Source organism: Pseudomonas trivialis, assembly GCF_036864995.1.
GTDB lineage: Bacteria > Pseudomonadota > Gammaproteobacteria > Pseudomonadales > Pseudomonadaceae > Aquipseudomonas > Aquipseudomonas trivialis.
Genome location: NZ_CP142151.1, coordinates 2,396,803 through 2,412,675, shown reverse-complemented (window position 1 = coordinate 2,412,675; position 15,873 = coordinate 2,396,803). Strand labels below are relative to the sequence as shown.

General features: G+C 61.8%; 14 protein-coding genes. 10 read left to right on the top strand and 4 right to left on the bottom strand.

Annotated features, from left to right (window positions below; genetic code table 11):
- Positions 1-134 precede the first annotated feature (134 nt).
- The 7 genes from VRB54_RS10655 to VRB54_RS10625 all read left to right on the top strand — a co-directional run bounded on the left by VRB54_RS10655 (position 135) and on the right by VRB54_RS10625 (position 8,500).
- The gene (locus VRB54_RS10655) at positions 135-1,418 is read left to right on the top strand and encodes an ABC transporter substrate-binding protein (protein ID WP_422396100.1); all 1,284 of its coding nucleotides are present in this window, start codon (positions 135-137) and stop codon (positions 1,416-1,418) included.
- Between the two features lie 152 nt (positions 1,419-1,570).
- On the top strand, positions 1,571-2,461 hold the full coding sequence (locus VRB54_RS10650) for a carbohydrate ABC transporter permease (protein ID WP_057009372.1): 891 nt from the start codon (positions 1,571-1,573) through the stop codon (positions 2,459-2,461).
- Between the two features lie 10 nt (positions 2,462-2,471).
- Positions 2,472-3,302 carry a carbohydrate ABC transporter permease gene (locus VRB54_RS10645; RefSeq protein ID WP_003233033.1) on the top strand — a complete coding sequence of 277 codons (831 nt, stop codon included), beginning with the start codon at positions 2,472-2,474 and terminating at the stop codon, positions 3,300-3,302.
- Between the two features lie 24 nt (positions 3,303-3,326).
- Positions 3,327-4,430, top strand: a complete 1,104-nt coding sequence (locus VRB54_RS10640) for a sn-glycerol-3-phosphate ABC transporter ATP-binding protein UgpC (RefSeq protein ID WP_338480769.1) — start codon at positions 3,327-3,329, stop codon at positions 4,428-4,430.
- An 18-nt stretch (positions 4,431-4,448) separates the two neighbouring features.
- The gene (locus tag VRB54_RS10635) at positions 4,449-5,930 is read left to right on the top strand and encodes a mannitol dehydrogenase family protein (RefSeq protein WP_338480768.1); all 1,482 of its coding nucleotides are present in this window, start codon (positions 4,449-4,451) and stop codon (positions 5,928-5,930) included.
- A gap of 137 nt (positions 5,931-6,067) precedes the next feature.
- Positions 6,068-7,549, top strand: coding sequence for a xylulokinase (xylB, locus tag VRB54_RS10630; protein WP_338480766.1), 1,482 nt, complete (start codon positions 6,068-6,070; stop codon positions 7,547-7,549).
- A 12-nt stretch (positions 7,550-7,561) separates the two neighbouring features.
- On the top strand, positions 7,562-8,500 hold the full coding sequence (locus tag VRB54_RS10625) for a carbohydrate kinase (protein ID WP_338480764.1): 939 nt from the start codon (positions 7,562-7,564) through the stop codon (positions 8,498-8,500).
- Positions 8,501-8,571: 71 nt separating this feature from the next.
- On the opposite strand, the gene VRB54_RS10620 is transcribed toward VRB54_RS10625, so the two are convergent.
- Complete coding sequence (locus tag VRB54_RS10620) at positions 8,572-8,835, bottom strand: DUF1652 domain-containing protein (RefSeq protein ID WP_209981473.1); 264 nt, start codon at positions 8,833-8,835, stop codon at positions 8,572-8,574.
- 309 nt (positions 8,836-9,144) lie between these two features.
- Between VRB54_RS10620 and map the strand changes: the two genes are divergently transcribed.
- Positions 9,145-9,900, top strand: coding sequence for a type I methionyl aminopeptidase (gene map, locus VRB54_RS10615; RefSeq protein ID WP_338480763.1), 756 nt, complete (start codon positions 9,145-9,147; stop codon positions 9,898-9,900).
- 14 nt (positions 9,901-9,914) lie between these two features.
- On the opposite strand, the gene sfnG is transcribed toward map, so the two are convergent.
- Positions 9,915-11,000 carry a dimethylsulfone monooxygenase SfnG gene (sfnG, locus tag VRB54_RS10610; protein WP_338480762.1) on the bottom strand — a complete coding sequence of 362 codons (1,086 nt, stop codon included), beginning with the start codon at positions 10,998-11,000 and terminating at the stop codon, positions 9,915-9,917.
- Between the two features lie 268 nt (positions 11,001-11,268).
- On the opposite strand from sfnG, the gene VRB54_RS10605 reads away from it, so the two are divergent.
- The gene (locus VRB54_RS10605) at positions 11,269-12,507 is read left to right on the top strand and encodes an acyl-CoA dehydrogenase family protein (protein WP_338480761.1); all 1,239 of its coding nucleotides are present in this window, start codon (positions 11,269-11,271) and stop codon (positions 12,505-12,507) included.
- 1,057 nt (positions 12,508-13,564) lie between these two features.
- Here VRB54_RS10605 and VRB54_RS10600 read toward each other — a convergent pair.
- Positions 13,565-14,350 carry a sulfite exporter TauE/SafE family protein gene (locus VRB54_RS10600; protein WP_057010206.1) on the bottom strand — a complete coding sequence of 262 codons (786 nt, stop codon included), beginning with the start codon at positions 14,348-14,350 and terminating at the stop codon, positions 13,565-13,567.
- Between the two features lie 82 nt (positions 14,351-14,432).
- Positions 14,433-15,212 carry a class I SAM-dependent methyltransferase gene (locus tag VRB54_RS10595; RefSeq protein ID WP_338480760.1) on the bottom strand — a complete coding sequence of 260 codons (780 nt, stop codon included), beginning with the start codon at positions 15,210-15,212 and terminating at the stop codon, positions 14,433-14,435.
- A 136-nt stretch (positions 15,213-15,348) separates the two neighbouring features.
- On the opposite strand from VRB54_RS10595, the gene VRB54_RS10590 reads away from it, so the two are divergent.
- Entirely contained in the window at positions 15,349-15,870 is a 522-nt protein-coding gene (locus VRB54_RS10590; protein WP_338480759.1) for a DUF3455 domain-containing protein, read from the top strand.
- Positions 15,871-15,873: the final 3 nt, after the last annotated feature.

Below are 15,873 nucleotides of genomic sequence, written 5' to 3'. Positions count from 1 at the left end.
TAATCAACGCACACTCTTCCTGACTCCCTGTAGGAAGACACAACAACAATAACTGTCCTTCTGTAGCCCCCCTGGGCGCGGAAATGGAGTGCGCGATGAAGTTCACAGCTAAAACCCTGCTTGTCTGTTCCTGCATGACAGCGTGCATGACCCTCAGCGCCGTCAGCCTCGGCGCACAGACCCTGACCATTGCCACCGTCAATAACAGCGACATGATCCGCATGCAAAAGCTCTCGAAAACCTTCGAGGCCGAGCACCCTGAGATCAAGCTGAACTGGGTGGTGCTCGAAGAAAACGTACTGCGCCAACGCCTCACCACTGATATCGCCACCCAGGGCGGGCAGTTCGACGTGCTGACCATCGGCATGTACGAAGCTGCACTGTGGGGCGCCAAGGGCTGGCTGGAACCCATGAAGGACCTGCCGGCTTCCTACGACCTCGATGATGTATTCCCTTCGGTGCGTGACGGTTTGTCGGTCAAGGGCTCGCTGTACGCCCTGCCGTTCTACGCCGAAAGCTCGATCACCTATTACCGCACCGACCTGTTCAAGGACGCCGGGCTGACCATGCCCGAGCACCCGACCTGGAGCCAGATCGGTGAATACGCGGCCAAACTCACCGACAAGTCCAAGGAGCAGTACGGCCTGTGCTTGCGCGGCAAGGCGGGCTGGGGCGAGAACATGGCGCTGATCACCACCCTGGCCAACGGCTACGGGGCGCGCTGGTTCGACGAGAAATGGCAACCGGAATTCAACGGGCCCGAATGGAAAGACGCACTGAACTTCTACGTTGACAATATGAAGAAATCCGGCCCGCCGGGTGCTTCGAGCAACGGTTTCAACGAAAACCTGGCGCTGTTCAACAGCGGCAAGTGCGCGATCTGGGTCGATGCCAGCGTGGCCGGCTCGTTCGTCACCGATAAAACTCAAAGTAAAGTGGCTGACCATGTCGGCTTCACCTTCGCCCCTCACGAAAAAACCGACAAGGGCACCTCGTGGCTGTACTCCTGGAGCCTGGCGATTCCGACCAGCTCCAAGGCCAAGGACGCCGCCAAGGTGTTCACCAGTTGGGCGACCTCCAAGGAATATGGCGCATTGGTCGCCAAGACGGACGGCATCGCCAACGTACCGCCAGGCACGCGCGCCTCGACGTACAGCGATGAGTACATGAAGGCCGCACCGTTCGCCAAAGTGACCCTGGAATCGCTGAAAGTCGCTGACCCGACCAAGCCGACCCTCAAGCCGGTGCCGTATATCGGGATTCAGCTGGTCACCATTCCCGAGTTCCAGGCGATTGGTACGCAAGTGGGCAAGTTCTTCTCCGGTGCCTTGACCGGTCAGCAGACGGTCGACCAGGCACTGGCTGCCGCGCAGACCACCACCGAGCGTGAAATGAAGCGGGCGGGTTATCCCAAATAAAGTGGGAATACCACAGTAAATGTGGGGGGGGCTTGCTCCCGATAGCAGTGGATCAGCCAACTGATTCATCAACTGACACACCGCTATCGGGAGCAAGCCCCCTCCCACACAGACCGCACTCCGATTCATGCTCCGCACTGGTCTTGATTGCCATGAATACAACACCCAAAAACCGTCTGGCCAACCCCGGCTGGTTTCTCGTCAGCCCTTCGGTGGCCTTGCTGCTGTTGTGGATGATCGTGCCGCTGGGCATGACCCTGTACTTTTCACTGATCCGCTACAACCTGCTCTACCCCGGTGAAAACCAGTTCGTGGGGCTGGAGAACTTCACCTATTTCGTCACCGACTCGGGCTTCCTGCCCGGCGCCACCAATACCCTGTTGCTGGTGGGCAGCGTGCTGTTGATCAGCGTGGTGTTTGGCGTTTTGATCAGTGCCCTGCTCGAGGCCAGTGAGTTCCTCGGCCGTGGCCTGGTGCGGGTGATGCTGATTTCGCCGTTTTTCATCATGCCCACCGTCGGTGCGCTGATCTGGAAAAACCTGATTTTCCACCCTGTGTCGGGGATTCTCGCCGCCGTGTGGAAGTTCTTCGGCGCCGAACCCGTGGACTGGCTGGCGCACTACCCGCTGCTGTCGATCATCATCATTGTATCGTGGCAATGGCTGCCCTTCGCGATCCTGCTACTGATGACCGCCATGCAGTCCCTGGACCAGGAGCAAAAGGAAGCCGCGCGCCTGGACGGTGCCGGCGCCATCGCGATCTTCTGGCACCTGACCCTGCCGCACCTGGCCCGCCCGATTGCGGTGGTGGTGATGATCGAAACGATCTTTTTGCTCTCGGTGTTCGCCGAAATCTTCACCACCACCAACGGCGGCCCCGGCTACGCCTCGACCAACCTCGCCTACCTGATCTACAACCAGGCGCTGGTGCAGTTCGACGTGGGCATGGCCTCGGCCGGCGGCTTGATTGCGGTGGTCATCGCCAATATCGCGGCGATCATCCTGGTGCGGATGATCGGCAAAAACCTGACTGACAAGCCTTGAGGGCCGCGCCATGACGCTTCAACAATCCCGCCGCCTGCAGAGCCTGTTGCTCGGCACCCTGGCCTGGGCCATCGCGATCCTGATTTTCTTCCCGATCTTCTGGATGGTGCTGACCAGCTTCAAGACCGAAATCGACGCGTTCGCCACCCCGCCGCAGTTTATCTTCACGCCTACGCTGGAGAACTACCTGCACATCAACGAACGCAGCAACTACTTCGCCTATGCGTGGAACTCGGTGCTGATTTCGTTCAGCGCCACCGCCCTGTGCCTGCTGATCTCGGTACCGGCCGCCTACTCCATGGCGTTCTATGAAACCAAACGCACCAAGGGCACGCTGCTGTGGATGCTGTCCACCAAGATGCTGCCGCCGGTGGGCGTGCTGATGCCGATCTACCTGCTGGCCAAGAGCTTTGGCCTGCTGGATACGCGCATCGCGCTGATCATCATCTACACCCTGATCAACCTGCCGATCGTGGTGTGGATGGTGTACACCTACTTCAAGGACATTCCCAAGGATATCCTCGAAGCCGCGCGTCTGGACGGCGCCACCCTGTGGCAGGAAATGGTCCGCGTGCTGCTGCCGATCGCCAAGGGCGGCCTGGCCTCCACGGTGCTGCTGTCGCTGATCCTGTGCTGGAACGAGGCGTTCTGGTCGTTGAACCTGACCTCGTCCAGCGCCGCGCCGCTGACCGCGTTGATCGCCTCCTACTCCAGCCCCGAAGGTTTGTTCTGGGCCAAATTGTCCGCCGTCTCGACCCTCGCCTGTGCGCCCATCCTGATCTTCGGCTGGATCAGCCAGAAGCAACTGGTGCGTGGCTTGTCCTTCGGCGCCGTCAAATAATAATTGCAAGCGGAGGCCCATCTCATGGCCAACCTGAAAATCAAGAATCTGCAAAAAGGCTTCGAAGGTTTCTCGATCATCAAGGGCATCGACCTGGAAGTGAACGACAAGGAATTCGTGGTGTTCGTCGGCCCATCGGGCTGCGGCAAGTCCACCCTGCTGCGCTTGATCGCAGGGCTTGAAGAAGTGAGCGAAGGCACCATCGAACTGGACGGGCGCGACATCACCGAAGTGACCCCGGCCAAGCGCGATCTGGCGATGGTGTTCCAGACCTACGCTTTGTACCCGCACATGAGCGTGCGCAAGAACATGTCGTTTGCCCTGGACCTGGCCGGTGTCGACAAGAAGCTGGTGGACAGCAAGGTCAGCGAGGCGGCGCGCATCCTCGAGCTGGGGCCTCTGCTTGAGCGCAAGCCCAAGCAACTGTCCGGCGGCCAGCGTCAGCGCGTGGCGATTGGCCGGGCGATTGTGCGCAACCCGAAGATCTTCCTGTTCGACGAACCGCTGTCCAACCTCGACGCCGCGCTGCGCGTGCAAATGCGCCTGGAACTGGCGCGCCTGCACAAGGAGCTGCAGGCGACCATGATCTACGTGACCCACGACCAGGTCGAAGCGATGACCCTGGCCGACAAAGTGGTGGTGTTGAACAGCGGGCGCATCGAGCAGGTCGGCTCGCCGCTGGACCTCTACCACCAGCCGGCCAATCTGTTTGTGGCGGGCTTTCTCGGCACGCCAAAAATGGGCTTTCTCAAGGGCAAGGTCACGCGGGTCGAATCCCAGAGCTGTGAAGTGCAACTGGACGCCGGCACCTTGATCAACCTGCCGCTCAGCGGCCCGACCCTGAGCGTCGGCAGCGCGGTGACCCTGGGCATTCGCCCGGAACACCTGGAAATCGCCGCACCGGGCCAGACCACCCTGACCGTCACCGCCGACGTCGGAGAGCGCCTGGGCAGCGACACGTTCTGCCACGTCATCACCGCCAATGGCGAGCCGCTGACCCTGCGTATCCGCGGCGACATGGCCAGCCAGTACGGCGAAACCCTGCACCTGCACCTGGACCCGGCGCATTGCCACCTGTTCGACACCGACGGTGTGGCCGTGGCCCGCCCACTGCGCGCTGCCGCCTGATTTCGCGAGTATTTTCTGATGAAACTGAATAAACAGAACCTCACCCTGTTGGCGCCCGAAGTGAAGTTGCCGGGCTACGCCATCGCCGACACGCGCCAGGGCATCGCCCATATCGGCGTTGGCGGCTTCCATCGCGCGCATCAGGCGTATTACACCGATGCCTTGATGAATTCAGGCGAGGGCCTGGACTGGAGCATCTGCGGCGTCGGCCTGCGGGCCGAGGACCGCAAGGCCCGCGACGACCTGGCCGGCCAGGATTACCTGTTCACCCTCTATGAGCTGGGCGACACCGACGACACCGAAGTGCGCGTGATCGGCTCGATCAGCGACATGCTGCTGGCCGAAGACGGCGCCCAGGCGCTGATCGACAAACTGGCCGACCCCGCCATTCGCATCGTCTCGCTGACCATCACCGAAGGCGGCTACTGCATCGACGACAGCACCGGCGAGTTCATGGCGCACCTGCCGCAGATCCAGCATGACTTGGCCCACCCTGCGGCGCCGACCACCGTGTTCGGTTTTATCTGCGCGGCGCTGACCCAACGCCGCGCCGCCGGCACCCCGGCATTTACCGTGATGTCCTGCGATAACCTACCGCACAACGGCGCCGTCACGCGCAAGGCGCTGCTGGCGTTTGCCGCCCTGCACAATGCCGACCTGCACGACTGGATCAAGGCCAACGTGAGTTTCCCCAACGCCATGGTCGACCGCATCACGCCCATGACCAGCAGCGCGCACCGCCTGCAACTGCACGACGAGCACGGCATCGACGATGCCTGGCCGGTGGTGTGCGAGCCCTTTGTGCAGTGGGTGCTGGAAGACAACTTCGTCAACGGCCGCCCGGCCTGGGAAAAAGTCGGGGTGCAGTTCACCGATGACGTCACGCCCTATGAAGAAATGAAGATCGGCCTGCTCAACGGCAGCCACCTGGCGCTGACCTACCTGGGCTTTCTCAAGGGTTACCGGTTTGTGCACGAGACCATGAATGACCCGGTGTTTGTGGCATACATGCGCGCCTACATGGACCTGGACGTCACGCCAAACCTGGCGCCAGTGCCGGGCATCGACCTGACTGCGTACAAACAGACGCTGGTGGACCGTTTTTCCAACCAGGCGATTGCCGATCAACTGGAGCGTGTGTGTTCGGATGGCTCGTCGAAGTTTCCCAAGTTCACCGTGCCGACCATCAACCGTTTGATTGCCGATGGCCGTGAAACAGAACGCGCCGCGTTGGTGGTTGCCGCCTGGGCGCTGTATTTGAAAGGCGTTGACGAGAATGGCGTGAGCTACAGGATTCCCGACCCGCGTGGAGCGTTTTGCCAGGATCTGGTGAAGGATGACGCGCTGATCAGCCAGCGACTGCTGGGGGTGGAAGAGATTTTCGGCAAGGCTATTCCCAACTCGCCCGAGTTTGTGGCAGCGTTCGAGCGGTGTTATGCAAATTTGCGCGATCATGGCGTCACTGAAACCCTGCAAAACCTCCTGAAGAAACCGGCTTAAAACTGTGGGAGGGGGCTTGCTCCCGATGGCGGTATATCAGTCAACACATGCTTTACTGACCCACCGCCATCGGGAGCAAGCCCCCTCCCACATTGACCGCATTTCAATCCAATAATAAAACTGCTGAGCACTCCCTCATGACCCAGCAAAACCTGTTCCTCGGCATCGACTGCGGCACCCAGGGCACCAAGGCCATTGTCCTTGACGCGTCCACCGGCAAGGTGCTGGGTCTGGGCGCCGCCGCACATACCCTGATCAGCGGCGCCAATGGCCGCCGCGAACAGCACACTCAGGAATGGCTGGATGCGTTCACCGAAGCCACCCACCGCGCCCTGCAACAGGCCGGTGTGGACGGCCGCGACATCCTTGGCATCGGCGTTTCCGGCCAGCAACACGGCCTGGTGCTGCTCGACGACGAGGGCCAGGTACTGCGTCCGGCCAAGCTGTGGTGCGACACCGAAACCGCGCCTGAAAATGACCGGTTGCTGCAACACCTGGGCGGCGAACGCGGTTCGCTGGAGCGCCTGGGGGTGGCGATTGCGCCCGGTTACACCCTGTCCAAACTGCTGTGGACCCGCGAACAGCACCCGGATGTGTTCAGCCGCATCGCCCATATCCTGCTGCCCCACGACTACCTGAACCATTGGCTGACCGGGCGTGCCGTGGCGGAATACGGCGATGCGTCGGGCACCGGTTATTTCAACGTGCACACCCGTGAATGGGATGTGGCGCTGCTCAACCACATCGACCCCAGCGGTCGCCTGGAAGCGGCCCTGCCCGAGCTGATCGAAGCCGACCAGGCCGTGGGCACGATCCTCCCCGCCGTCGCCGAACGCCTGGGCATCAACCCCCGTGCCATCGTCTCCAGCGGCGGCGGCGATAACATGATGGGCGCCATCGGCACCGGCAATATCGCGCCGGGCGTGATCACCATGAGCCTGGGCTCATCGGGCACCGTCTACGCGTTTTCCGATCAGCCCAACATCAGCCCCCAGGCCTCGGTGGCGACTTTCTGCTCCTCCAGCGGCGGCTGGCTGCCGTTGATCTGCACCATGAACCTGACCAACGCCACCGGGGTGATTCGCGAGCTGTTCGAGCTGGACCTGGCGGCCTTCAACGCCCTGGTCGAGCAGGCTCCGATTGGCGCCGACGGCGTGAGCATGCTGCCGTTTCTCAACGGCGAGCGCGTGCCCGCCCTGCCCCATGCCACCGGCAGCCTGCACGGCCTGACCATGACCAACCTGACCCGCGCCAACCTGTGCCGCGCGGTGGTCGAGGGCACCACCTTCGGCCTGCGCTACGGCCTCGACCTGCTGCGCGAGACCGGCCTGCAAAGCCAGCGTATCTGCCTGATCGGCGGCGGTTCGAAAAGCCCGGTGTGGCGGCAGATGGTTGCCGATATCATGAACACCGAAGTGATCTGCACCGAGCAACCCGAAGCTGCTGCCCTCGGCGCAGCGATCCAGGCGGCGTGGTGCCAGAGCGGCGAATCCCTGGCCAGCCTGTGCGACAAATGCGTCAGCGTCGACCCGGCCAGCCGCACGTTGCCGGTGGCAGCCAATGTCCTTGCCTGTCAACAGGCTTACGAACGCTATCAACAGCACGTGGCAACCCTTTAAGAGCGAACGACTATGTATCTGGTGTGTGGTGAAGCGCTGTTTGATTTTTTCAGCGAGGAAGAGGTCGGCGGGCAAGCCGCCAAGCTCAATTACCGGGCGATTGCCGGCGGCTCGCCGTTTAACGTGGCGGTCGGCCTGCGCCGCCTGGGCGTCGAGGCCGGGCTGTTTGGCGGGCTGTCCACCGACTTCCTGGGACGTCGCCTGTTGCAGGTGCTCAAGGACGAAGGCGTCAGCGAGCGGTTTCTGCTGGAGTTCGCCGCACCCACCACCCTGTCGATGGTTGCGGTGGGGGCCAATGGCTCACCGCAGTACAATTTCCGCGGCGAGGGTTGCGCCGACCGCCTGCTGGAAATCGACCATCTGCCAAATTTGGGCGATGAAATTCGCGGGCTGCATGTGGGTTCGTTTTCGCTGGTGGTGCAGCCGATTGGCGATACCCTGCTCGAGTTGGTCAAGCGTGAAAGCGGCAAGCGCCTGATCAGCCTCGACCCCAACGTGCGCCTCAACCCGCAGCCGGATATTCAGCTGTGGCGCGAGCGCGTGGCGCAACTGGCAGAGCATGCCGACCTGATCAAGGTCAGCGACGAAGACCTGCACCTGCTCTACCCCGACCAATCACCGGAAAGCGTGCTGCAGGGCTGGCTGAAACATCGCTGCCAGTTGGTGTTCCTCACCCGTGGCGGTGACGGTGCCAGTGTGTTCAGCCGTCAGCATGGCACCTGGTCGCAACCGGCGATGAAGATCGTGATGGCCGATACCGTGGGTGCCGGCGACACCTTCCAGGCTGCGTTGATTGCCTGGTTGACCGAGCATCAACTGGACTCGGTGCAAGGCCTGCGCCAGCTGACGCGCGAACAGATCGACGCGATGCTGGGCTTCGCGATTCGCGCCTCGGCCTTGACCTGCACCCGGACTGGCCCGGACCTGCCGTACCGTCTACAGCTGGACTGAGCCTGCCCGGGCAAAAAAAGAACGGCAACCGCCGTTCTGACAGAGGCTCGGCGTTTAACCGAGCCTGCGGGTCATCGATAAATCGACCCCATACGTTTGACAGGTTCCTGCGTGTGCTTGAGGTCTTCACGCAACCCGGTGATCAGATTGCAGATGGCTCGGCTGCTGTCGAGCTTGTCGGCATTGATGCCTTTGACTTCCAGATCCACTCGGTCACGATCACGTTCGTCATACACTTTGATCGTCAGCGAAGCGTCTTCGGCTTTAATGCATTCACACCGCTTGGGCAGAAAACTTCCTTCAATGATGCTGCGTAGTTCCAGTTCCGAAAGCATGGCTAACCTCTCCTTTTTATGAGACCGCCAACTGATTGTTATGTGTCTGGCGGGCACATCCCCGCCGCGTCCTGCCAACCCTGGAAGACGCTTTCACTTAATGAGCGTACTCGGCAAAACTGGCACCCGTTGTAACTTTTCCTCATAAGCTGAGGCGTCGTTTATATAACTGAATCTGGAACTATTGCAGTGGCATGAATCATCGCCGAACGGCTTCGATTAAACGTTTAACCCGGCAAACTCGGTTAAACAGGTTAAACTTGTAGAAACATATGGCAAACTTTTAACCCTGAGGTCGTCTCGCAGATAATGATCAAAACCCCCGCACAACTTGCCGTGATGCGCGAAGCCGGGCGCCTGCTGGCCGAGGTATTTACCATGCTCGACGGCTTCGTTGCCGTCGGTCGCTCCACCCTGGAACTGGACGCCGCCGTCGAAGCCTTCATCCGCAACGACCTGCAGGCGCGCCCGGCCAGCCTGGGGCAGTACGACTATCCGTTCTCCATCAATACGTCGATCAACGAAGTGGTATGCCACGGCATGCCCAATGCCAGGGACGTGCTTAAGGATGGCGATATCATCAACATCGACATCACCCTGGAAAAAGGCGGTTTTATCGCCGACTCCAGCAAGATGTACATGATCGGCAACGTGGCGCCCAAGGCACAGCGGCTGGTGGACAAGACCTTCGAGGCCATGTGGGAAGGCATTCGCCAGGTCAAACCCGGCGCACACCTGGGCGATATCGGCCACGCGATTCAGAGCCATGCGCAAGCCAACGGCTACAGCGTGGTGCGTGAATACTGCGGCCACGGCATCGGCCGCGAAATGCACGAAGAACCGCAGATCCTGCACGTCGGCCGCCCCGGCACCGGCCTGCAGTTGCGTGAAGGCATGGTGTTCACCATCGAGCCGATGCTCAACCAGGGCAGCGCCAAGGTACGCAACCTCAAGGATGGCTGGACGGTCGTGACCAGGGACAACAGCCTGTCGGCACAGTGGGAACACACCGTCGCGGTGACGGCGCAGGGGTTCGAGGTGCTGACCTTGCAGGCCCTGCCCTGACCCCCGCGGTCATATCAGGCCACCTGTTTGATGCCGGCCTTGGCTTCCAGCTCGCGCACCAGCGGCAGCACGCGCTGGCCGAAGTACTCGACCTCTTCCTGAAAGTGCAGGAACCCGGCCAGTATCAGGTCCACACCCACCGCCTTGAGCGCCACAATGCGCTCGGCGATTTGCTGTGGCGTGCCGATCAGGTTGGTCTTGAAGCCGTCGTTGTACTGCACCAGGTCGGCAAAACTGGACTTGGCCCAGTTGCCCTCGCCTTCCGGTGAGGCCCTGCCCGCCTGTTTGGCCGCATCACCAAAGGCGTTGACCGCTTCCGGGTCCGCCTTGTCGATGATTTCCGCAAGTACCGCACGGGCTTCTTCTTCGGTGTCGCGGGCAATGATAAAAGCGTTCACACCCACTTTGACCGAATGGTTGTTGGCCGCGGCCTTGGTGCGAATATCGTTGACCTGGGCCTGGATGCCCTCGGGTGTGTTGCCGTTGGTGAAGTACCAGTCCGACACCCGCGCCGCCATGTCCCGCGCGGCCCGTGAGCTGCCGCCCTGGAACACTTCCGGCTGGCACAGTGGCTTGGGCTTGAGGGTGTAGTTGTCGAAGCGATAGAAGTCACCTCTGAAGGTGAAATTGTCCTGGGACCAGATGCCCTTGAGCGCACGAATGAACTCTTCGGAGCGGCGATAGCGCTCGTCGTGCTCCAGCCAGTGCTCGCCGATGGCCTGGAACTCGCCCTTGAACCAGCCGCTGACGATATTCACCGCGATGCGGCCGTTGGTGAGCTGGTCGATGGTCGCCAGCTGCTTGGCCGCCAGCGCCGGCTGCCAGGGGCCCGGCAGGATCGCGGCAATCACCTTGAGTTTGGTGGTCGCGGCCAGCAGGGCGTGACTGAATGCCACCGATTCGTGCTGGTTATCGGCGCCATAACCCGCCGTGAAGCGGATCTGGGTCAGGCCATATTCGAAGCCGGCGGCTTCGGCCAGTTGCGCCAGTTTGCGGTTGTAGTCGATGCCCCAGTGGGTGCGCTGTTCGATCTTGCTCACCACCAGCCCACCGCTGACGTTGGGCACCCAATAGGCAAATTTCACGGCTTGCTGACTCATCTTGAGGTTCCTCGCACACAGGGATGTATCAAGCCTTGAGCAGCAAGCGTGCCAGGCCTCGGTAAAGGCCCGGCGCACAAGGGCTGCGCCCGCAAAACGGGCACCGGGCATACCCATCGGCCACTGTCACCGATTGCGCCGGTTTGTCGATCCACTGTTGCTGGTGCAACAGTCAATGGCACCTGGCCCCCGTAAACACGGGCTGTCGCACCCGGCACGGAGTGTGCAATCCCCCTCGCACATGATCACTGCCCAGGAGCCGTTCCCCATGACCGAACACCACGTCATCAACCCGTTGTCCATCGGCGTCGACTACCCGACACTGGCCGCCCGTTTCCGGCCGATCTTCCAGCGTATCGCCGAGGGCGCGCTTGAGCGCGAACACACGCGCACCCTGCCCCGTGAACCGATCCAGTGGCTCAAGCAGGCCGGTTTCGGCGCGGTGCGTGTACCGGTGGAATATGGCGGGGGCGGCGCCTCGTTGCCGCAGTTGTTTGAACTGCTGATCGAGCTGGCGGCTGCCGACTCCAACGTGCCACAGGCCCTGCGCGGGCATTTTGCGTTTGCCGAAGACCGCCTGAACGCGCCACCGAGCGCCGGGCGCGACCTGTGGTTCAAACGGTTTGTCGACGGCGATATCGTCGGCTGCGCCTGGACCGAAATCGGCACGGTGGCGATTGGCGATGTGGTCACCCAGGTCAGCCCCAACGGCGAACAGTGGACACTCAATGGTGAGAAGTTCTACAGCACCGGCAGTATTTTCTCTGACTGGATCGACGTTTATGCGCGGCGCAGCGATACGGGCGGCGACGTGATCGCCGCCACCCGCACCCGCCAGCCCGGGGTGGTGCAAAGCGATGACTGGGACGGTTTCGGCCAGCGCACCACCGGCAGCGGCACCACGCGGTTTACCGATGCGGTGGTGCAAGCGCAGGACGTGATCGACTTTGCCACGCGCTTCAAATACCAGACCGCGTTCTATCAGTTAGTTCTGTTGGCAACCCTGGCCGGCATCGGCCGAGCAGCGCTCAACGATGTGGCCCGGCAGGTGCGTGACCGCAAGCGCATCTACAGCCATGGCAATGCTGCGCATGTCAGCCAGGACGCGCAGGTGCAGCAGGTGGTGGGTGAAGTCGCCGCGCTCGTGTATGCCGCCGAGGCCAGCGCGCTGAAAGCGGCGGCGCCGGCGCAACGCGCCTACCTGGCACGGTTCGGCGGGGACGATGCCGCAGAGCGTGACGCCAATGTGGCCGCCGAGATTGAATCGGCAACCGCGCAGGTGGTGGTCTCGGAACTGATCCAGCGCGCCACCAGCCAATTGTTCAATGCGCTGGGTGCCTCGGATGTGCGTCAGGGCAAGGCCCTGGACCGGCACTGGCGCAACGCACGCACGGTGTCGTCACACAACCCGGTGATCTACAAGGCGCGGATTGTCGGCGATTGGGTGATCAACGGCAGCGAACCGCCGCTTGTGTGGCAAATCGGTAATGGCCCGAAAGAGGTCTGAAAACCTGCTGCATCGAATGCTGGAAGCTCGACCTGAAACCTCTGTGGCGAGCGGGCTTGTCTCTGTGGCGAGCAGGCTTGTTGTGGCGAGCGGGCTTGCCCCGCGTTGGGGTGCGAAGCGCCCCCTTCAAGGAACATGCGGTGTACCTGACACTGCGCGGAGGATGGTTTTGGGGCTGCTACGCAGCCCAACGCGGGGCAAGCCCGCTCGCCACAACAAGCCCGCTCCCCACAACAGGCCCGCTCGCCATAGGCGTATGGTTACCTGGGCCTACTCACTCCCACACTTGAAGGGTTTGCGGGCTAGAACGCGAGTTTGTAGCCGACGGCCATCAACAGCGAACCGCCGCTTGTGTGGCAAATCGGTAATAGCCCGAAAGAGGCCTGAAAACCTACTGGATCGAATGCTGGAAGCTCGACCTGAAACCTCTGTGGCGAGCGGGCTTGTTGTGGCGAGCGGGCTTGCCCCGCGTTGGGGTGCGAAGCGCCCCTCATCAAGGAACATGCGGTGTACCTGACACTGCGCGGAGGATGGTTTTGGGGCTGCTGCGCAGCCCAACGCGGGGCAAGCCCGCTCGCCACAACAAGCCCGCTCCCCACAACAGGCCCGCTCGCCATAGGCGTATGGTTACCTGGGCCTACTCACTCCCACACTTGAAGGGTTTGCGGGCTAGAACGCGAGTTTGTAGCCGACGGCCATCAACAGCGAACCGCCGTTTGTGTGGCAAATTGGTAATAGCCCGAAAGAGGCCTGAAAACCTACTGGATCGAATGCTGGAAGCTCGACCTGAAACCTCTGTGGCGAGCGGGCTTGTTGTGGCGAGCGGGCTTGCCCCGCGTTGGGGTGCGAAGCGCCCCTCATCAAGGAACATGCGGTGTACCTGAAACTGCGCGGAGGATGGTTTTGGGGCTGCTGCGCAGCCCAACGCGGGGCAAGCCCGCTCGCCACAGAGACAATCCCGCTCGCCTTAACAGCCGCGCTTGCCACAAGAGGCCCGTTCGCCACGGGGATGTGGTTGCCTGGGCCTACTCACTCCCACACTTGAAGGGTGTGCAGGCTAGAACGCGAGTTTGTAGCCGACGGCCATTAACATGATCGCCAGGCACGGGCGCAATACGCCGTCCGGGATCCTGCCGGTCATGTGGCTGCCCAGGTAAATGCCCGGCAGCGAGCCCATCAGCAAAAAGCCCAGCAGGTGCCAGTCCATGTTGCCCATGCTCGCATGGCCAAGACCTGCGACCAGCGTCAGGGGCACGGCATGGGCGATTTCGGTACCGACCAGACGGCGCGTGGCGAGGAACGGATAAAGAATAAACAGCGCCACCGTGCCGAGGGCGCCTGCACCAATGGACGTGAGCGCGACCATGGTGCCGAGAATCGCGCCGGTGACCACCGTCAGCCCGTTCAGGTTGCGCGGGCTCATGTGGTAATCATCGCCGGCATGGCGCTGGGCGAAGGCCAACAGGCGTTGCTTGAACAGGATCGCCAGGGCCGTGAGCAGCAGCACCACGCCCAGGGCCTGCTTGATCACCGCGTTCATCGCAGTGGGGTCGGTGTGCAGGCTGGCGAGGAACCACAGGGTCAGCAACACCGCCGGCACGCTGCCCAGGGTGAGCCAGCCCGTGATGGTCCAGTCAATGTTTTTGTTCCGGCTGTGCACCAGCACGCCACCGGACTTGGTGATGGCCGCATACAACAGGTCGGTGCCCACGGCGGTGGCCGGGTTAATGCCGAACCACAACAGGATCGGCGTCATCAGCGAGCCCCCGCCCACGCCGGTCATGCCCACGATAAACCCCACGATCAGGCCGGCAACCACAAAACCAATATTTCCCACATCCATTAACGCTACCTGCGGCCTTATAAATTTCTGGCGGCAGGATAGCGATTTTTCTTATAACCACTTATATCAATGTGATCTGACTTTATGCCTTTTGCGCCAGCCGGCGACACGCGTACCCCTGAGTCTGGTAAGGAAAGGCGATCGTATCGCGACCTTTCAGGGCTGGATGGGTGTCGATCAACATGCGCAATTGTGCACTGACCCTGGCTTTGTCCGGTGCCGGCAACGCGGCGATAAAACTCACGGACAGGAAGCGATCAATGATCACCTCCTGCGGGCTGCCAACATGACGGTAGGGAAAACACGTCATGTCGAGTGAGGAAAAATACTCACCGGTGAAAGCCTCGCGCCAATGCCCGGTGTGAAAGCGCGGCGTATCGCCCTCATACGGCGTGATGATTTCGGTGATCGCCGCCACCCAATCCACCGATTCATCGCGCACATTCCACACCAGCCCCAGGCGCCCGTCAGGCTTGAGCACGCGGTGAATCTCGGCCAGTGCAGCCTGGGTGGAAAACCAGTGAAAGGCCTGGGCGCAGACCACCGCATCGGCACTCGCCGTGGCCAGCGGGATGCTTTCAGCGGTGCCGTTGACCAGCCGCACATCCGGCAGCAGCCTGGCCAACTGCGCGCCCATCTGCGCCACCGGCTCCACCGCGATCAATGCAGGCGCCAGGGTGCTGACCAGGCGGGTGAACTTGCCCGTGCCGGCACCCAGGTCGATCACCGTCGACTGCGCAGCGATGCGCAAGGTATCGGCGAGCCAGCCGGTGAGCTGCCTTGGGTAATCCGGTCGGCCCTGTGCGTAGGTCGCGGCCTGAGTCGAGAAACCTTGTTGAGCGCACGTGTGAACACCAGTCATGGCCAATCTCTCTTCGGGTAAAGCGGGGCCACAGTGTGCGCCTCCTCGATTTTATTTTCTCATGTATGCATCCAATCGCCGCGCGCCTGGGTAGTACCGGCAGCAACCCTGCTGTTCTACTCAATGGAGAAACACCATGAACGCAAAAGCCCTGCTCTGCCTGACCGGTTTGCTGGCCGCCAGCCCTGCGGCATTCGCCCAGACCAACCTGCCCGACAGTATCAAGGTGCCGGCTGGCCACAAAGTGTCGATGGAGACTACCGGCGTCGGCGAAATCACCTACGAATGCCGCGATAAGGCCAACGCTGCCGGTGAAACCGAATGGACCTTCGTCGGCCCCAAGGCCGTGCTGAATGACCGCAGCGGCAAGCCGGTCGGCACCTATTTCGGCCCGCCTGCGACCTGGCAGGCCAAGGACGGCTCGAAAATCACCGGCACGCAGTTGGCCGTGGCACCGTCGAGCCCCGGCAACCTGCCGTATCAACTGGTCAAGGCCAACCCGGCCGAGGGCAAGGGCGCCATGAGCGGCGTCAGTTATATCCAGCGGGTGGCGCTCAAAGGTGGCGTTGCACCGGGCAGCGCGTGCACCGCTGCCAATAAAGGCCAGCAGGAAGTGGTGAAATACCAGGCGGACTATCTTTTCTGGTCAGCCAGCTGAGTA